Source organism: Streptodolium elevatio, from assembly GCF_040649515.1.
GTDB lineage: Bacteria > Actinomycetota > Actinomycetes > Streptomycetales > Streptomycetaceae > Yinghuangia > Yinghuangia elevatio.
Map to the genome: position 1 here is coordinate 1 of NZ_JBEZFP010000248.1, position 4,701 is coordinate 4,701.

Here is a 4,701-nt window from a genome sequence, read left to right on the forward strand (position 1 = left end):
ACGCGGTCGCCGGCGACAAGCAGTTCGCGTCCGGCACCGGCGTCTCGAACGCCGCCTCCATAATCGTCGGCGACACCATCAACAACTTCCAGACGTTCGCCACACGCTGATGACGGCGTTCCAGCCGGTGTAGCGCTGTCGTTCGCAACGCCCTCACGGCAACAGCATTGCGAACGACCGCGTGACAGCTCGACGGCCGAGGAGGACCTCTAGCCCGTACGGGGGCGGTCCAAGGAAGCGCTCCAAGACCGCGAGTTACCCAGCAGCGGGGGCGGGGCCCTGGCCGAACTTCGGGACGTCGCCCGGCGCCAGGTCCTCACGCAGCCGCAGCACGCGAATCGGATGGCGCCACGCCCCGCGTTCGAACGCGGCGTCCACAGCCACCTCCGCAACCACGTCGGGAGCAACCGGGATCATCGGATGCCGCTCCCGGCTCCCCCACGCCGCCGAGAACGAGCGGCCGTGCCACGGGTGATCCGGCGCGGCCGCACGCACACGGCCGGCCAGGACGGCACGCGCGCGGGAATCCAGGACCGTGCTGCGTCCGACGAACCGCAGAACGCCCGCATCGTCGAACCGGCCGAACAGCGCCGTCGTGGGCCGGGCCAGGCTGCCGGCGACCGCGCCCACCAGCACCTCGGTCGTGTCCCGCACCCGGTACTTGCGCCACCCGCGCTGCCCCGGCCGGTACCGCTGACCCGGGTCCTTCACCACCAGGCCCTCGATCCCAGCCGGAGCCCAGTCCCGCATCCACAGCTCGGCTTCGGCCCGGTCGGTGGTCGCCGGACACAGCACCCATGGTGGCCCCAGCCGGTGCGCGGCGAAGAACGCCTCCAGGCGAGCGCGGCGCTGCGCGTAGGGCAGGGCCATGAGGTCCTGGTCGTCCTCGCCCAGGAGGTCGAACGCCACTAAGTTCGCCGGATACGCCCGAGCTTCCCGCGCCGCGGACGCCGCGGTGCGGTGCATCCGCCGCTGCAACAGGTCGAACGCCAAACGCCCGCCGTGCCAGACCACCACCTCGCCGTCCAGCACGACACCGCGCGGCAGGTCCCGTTCGGCCGCCGCGGCGATGTCCCCGAACGCCGGCACCAGGCGTGTCCCCCGCCGGGAACGCAGATCCACCGCACCGTCCGCCGCCCGGGACAGCAGCACCCGGAAGCCGTCCCACTTCGGCTCGAACGAACCGGCAACCGGCAGCACCTCCACCGGCGCGGCCAGTATCGGCTCCTCAGGCACCCGCATCGTCATGACCGCCGGGTATCACCCACCTCCGGCAACCACGCCGCCCACAGCCGGGTTCCTGCGGAGGCAGGACGACCGGTTTCGGAGCGACGGTTGCATTTCCCGTAGCTCCGGGCGACAGCCCCGTTCCCCCTGCGGAATAGCCCTCGCACGGTGCGCCCCGGGGCGCGAGGATCACTGTCCATGGGGGGGGACACAGCGTGGGACCGATTGACCGCACGGCTCATCGAAATGCCGGGCCCGACCGCAGGATTGGAGGCCGGTCTCGCCCGCGGGGTGTACGGCGAGGCCGGCGCCGTGTCTGGGCGCTACATGTGCCGGGCCTGCCACGGCGACCTGATCCTGCGGCCCATCACGCCGGGCTCGCGGCAACAGCCGCACTTCCGGCACCACAGCAACAGCGAGAGCGGTGCGCGGGATTGCCGCGCCCCGGCGGGGGATCGGCAGCGCATCGAACGCGAGGACCAGGCCGTGGTGGTGCTGCGGGACCTTCTCGTCCGGGCCTGGCCCGGCGTGGGCGCCTCGTTGGAGATCCCCCGCAGTACAAGAGACTCCGAGGCTGCGGGTACTCGGCCTGCCCTCGTCATCCGCGGAATGGACGGGCAACTGGTCGTCATTGAACGCCCCCAGGAGCTTCCGCACACTGAGGCGATCAACGCGCGCGTCCGTGCCGTACGCAGCCACTACGGCACCGCCGCGGTGCACGTGTGGTTCCTGGCCAAGGACCCCGAGCAATTCGTCCCGGGCGCGCCCCTCGAGGTGAAGCCGCACGGCCGCGCCAAGACCGTCCACGCCACCGTCCTGCCGACCACGCGGCAGCGCGCCATCACTGCTGCGGGCAGCAGCGTGTACTGGCTGGACGGCGACCAGGTCCTGGTCCCGTACGGCGTCCACGACTTCACCCACGCCCCGCGGCCCGGCGAGAACTGGGAGTTCGCCGACTGGCGCGCAGCCAAGCAATGGCACCGGGACTGGCGCATCAGCCACCCGCTCCCCGACTCCGACGCCACCCGATGGGGGCTCGTCACCGTCACGCTCAACCAACTCACCGCCACCAAGACGACGTTCGACCTGCGCCCCGCACACGACACCATGCAGCGCCTCGCACACGTCGAACGCGCCCGCTGGAACAGGCGCCGCGCCGACGCCCGCGAGCTCCACGCCCAACGCCACACCCCACCCGACGCCCCCGGGCCCTCCCTCGCGGACGAACCCGCTGCCTTCCCGACCGCGCCGCCGCCCGGTCCCCCTGCCCTTGAGGAACCCGCGCCGCAAGAGCCCTTCGCGCAGGGCACCCGCGACGCCGCCCCCGACCAGCCGCCGCAGCCGCCTCCCCCGGCGCCTGCCTCTCCCCCGCGCCCCACGGCACCCCCACTGCCAAGAAGCGCGCCTGGGCACAGGACACCCGAACCTCCCCAGGGGATATGGCGGACGGTGCGGCGGTTCCTTGCCAGGAACCGCACACCGCGTAGTCCCTCCAGGTGACCCGCCCAGGGCGGCGCCCACGACCCGGGCGCCTGCCGCGTTAGCCGGGAAACCGACGCCCGAATGACTTCACGTGATGTTTGCCCGACGTCGGGCACATCACCGCAGCCCCCTAACCAGCGACGACCCCCGACTGTCCCCGAGGCCACTGAGCGCCCGGGACACAGCACCAGGGCCTTCGGGTCGGGCCGGACCAAACCGCTGAGAATGCCGTCTGTCCGGTACTAGCGTGGGGCATCATGACGTACCCGCGTCGGCCGTGCGCTGAACTCCCGTTCTCGGGCCGCGACATCATGCTGACCTACACGCACGAGCACCCGGCCGTCCCGTTCGAGTTCGAGGACACGCTGGAGATCTGGTCGGTCGACATCACGCGCTACCACGACGACGACGGATGCGAGCAGTGCTCGGACACCGCATCGTGCGAGGCCTCCCAGGACCCCAGGCTCGGCCACATGGAGTTCGTCCGCCTCCGCGACTACACCGCGGACCCCGGGTGGGACGCCGCGGACGCCCACACCGGCGACCTGGAGAAGATCGTCTCCGTGTGCACGAACCCCGAGTACGCCATGACCCCCGGCCTGCACTGGAACAAGGACTTCGAGGACGCCGTCGAATCGCCGGTGGGCGACCTGCTGGTCATGGACCGGGTGCGGCTCGCGCCGCAGTGGCGGGGATTCGGCATCGGCGCGTTCGCCGCGGCGGAAGCCATCCGCCGCCTCGCGGGCGGCTGCTGCGCGGTCGCCTGCGAACCCGCCTCCACCGACCGCGCCTTCGAAGACGGCAACGACGCCGCGTTCACCGCCGCCCAAACCAAGATCGCCGCCGTGTGGGAATCAGTAGGGTTCGAACCCTTCCGCGACGGCGTCCACCTCCTCGACCCCGCCCTCCGGCACATGGACGACCGACGCACCGCCTGGCAACAGCACTTCGGCCGCTGAACGTCCGCGGTCCGCGGCGCGCATCGCCCCCTGCCCGCGTCCGCTGCGCACACCCTGGCCGCAACCCGCACGCAGGCCGGTGCTCGCCGCGCCCGCGCGGGCGGGCAACGCGGGTCAACGGGCGTAGGTGCCGGCGACCTCGACGTCCGGGCACACCGCGGCCTGCTCGGACAGCGCGTCCCGCTCGGCCTGGTCGACGGACAGGTCCCAGCGGATCTTCATCGCGATCCAGTCCGCGGTTTAGGTGCAGCCGTACTCCTGGTACGGCGGCATCCACTCCGCAGGGTCCTTGTCCGCCTTGCTGCGGTTCGACGCCGCCGACACCGCAATCAACAAACGCTCGCCGTCCAGGTCGTTCGCGTACGCCTGACGCTCCGCAGCCGTCCACGCGGACGCCCCAGCTGGCGGGGAGCGCTATTCCAAACGTGCGATATTCCCTACTTCGGCGTATGGCGATCGGGGTTGCAGGTCGGGCCGGAGACCGGATCCCGCACCCAAGGTATTCGTCGTTGCCGGCTAGCTAGTCGGCTGCGTGGCCGAGCTGAGCCGCTGCTGCCCGGGGCGCGCCGGTGGCGGTGAACAGGGCGTGGACGGTGGTGCGGACGTGTTCTGCCACGACTTCCGGGGTGGAGGCGTCGAGTTTTCCGTCGAGGTGGAGGAAGGCCAGGCCGTGGACGAGGGCCCACACCATGGTGGAGAGGGCCTCGGGGTCGCCGTGGGGGAAGGCGGCGCGGGCGATGCCGCGCACGTACTCCTTGATCGCGGCGGTCGCGTTGGCCCTCTCCTCGTTGGCGGGGTCGCAAGGTTCGGCGAACATCACGCGGAACAGGGCCGGGTGCCCGAGTGCGAACCGGACGTAGGCGACAGCCACATCGGCGAGTTCGTCGGGGGTCGCCGGTGACGGATGTACGGCGGCGAGCTGCTCGGTGAGCTCGCGGTACCCCTCGGCGGCGACCGCGGACAGCAAGGCCTCGCGGTCGGCGTAGTGGCGGTAGGGGGCGCCGGTCGACACGCCGGCACGCCAGTTCGGAAG

Annotated in this window: 4 protein-coding genes; 2 read left to right on the forward strand and 2 right to left on the reverse strand. The window is 71.7% G+C overall.

Annotated features, from left to right (window positions below):
- Positions 1-255 precede the first annotated feature (255 nt).
- On the reverse strand, positions 256-1,248 hold the full coding sequence (locus AB0C36_RS42470; RefSeq protein ID WP_358364982.1) for an ATP-dependent DNA ligase: 993 nt from the start codon (positions 1,246-1,248) through the stop codon (positions 256-258).
- Between the two features lie 177 nt (positions 1,249-1,425).
- Between AB0C36_RS42470 and AB0C36_RS42475 the strand changes: the two genes are divergently transcribed.
- Both AB0C36_RS42475 and AB0C36_RS42480 read left to right on the forward strand, forming a co-directional pair.
- Complete coding sequence (locus tag AB0C36_RS42475; RefSeq protein ID WP_358364985.1) at positions 1,426-2,727, forward strand: hypothetical protein; 1,302 nt, start codon at positions 1,426-1,428, stop codon at positions 2,725-2,727.
- Between the two features lie 239 nt (positions 2,728-2,966).
- Complete coding sequence (locus AB0C36_RS42480) at positions 2,967-3,668, forward strand: hypothetical protein (RefSeq protein WP_358364987.1); 702 nt, start codon at positions 2,967-2,969, stop codon at positions 3,666-3,668.
- A 520-nt stretch (positions 3,669-4,188) separates the two neighbouring features.
- Here the strand turns inward: AB0C36_RS42480 and AB0C36_RS42485 are convergent.
- The coding region (locus AB0C36_RS42485) for a TetR/AcrR family transcriptional regulator (RefSeq protein WP_358364990.1) at positions 4,189-4,701 on the reverse strand (513 nt) is incomplete at its 5' end.

What these genes read in the sequence shown, in the direction of transcription:
- AB0C36_RS42470 (WP_358364982.1), bottom strand. Translation starts at nt 1,248, where the DNA reads ATGACGATGCGGGTGCCTGAGGAGCCGATACTGGCCGCGCCGGTGGAG.
- AB0C36_RS42475 (WP_358364985.1), top strand. Translation starts at nt 1,426, where the DNA reads ATGGGGGGGGACACAGCGTGGGACCGATTGACCGCACGGCTCATCGAA.
- AB0C36_RS42480 (WP_358364987.1), top strand. Translation starts at nt 2,967, where the DNA reads ATGACGTACCCGCGTCGGCCGTGCGCTGAACTCCCGTTCTCGGGCCGC.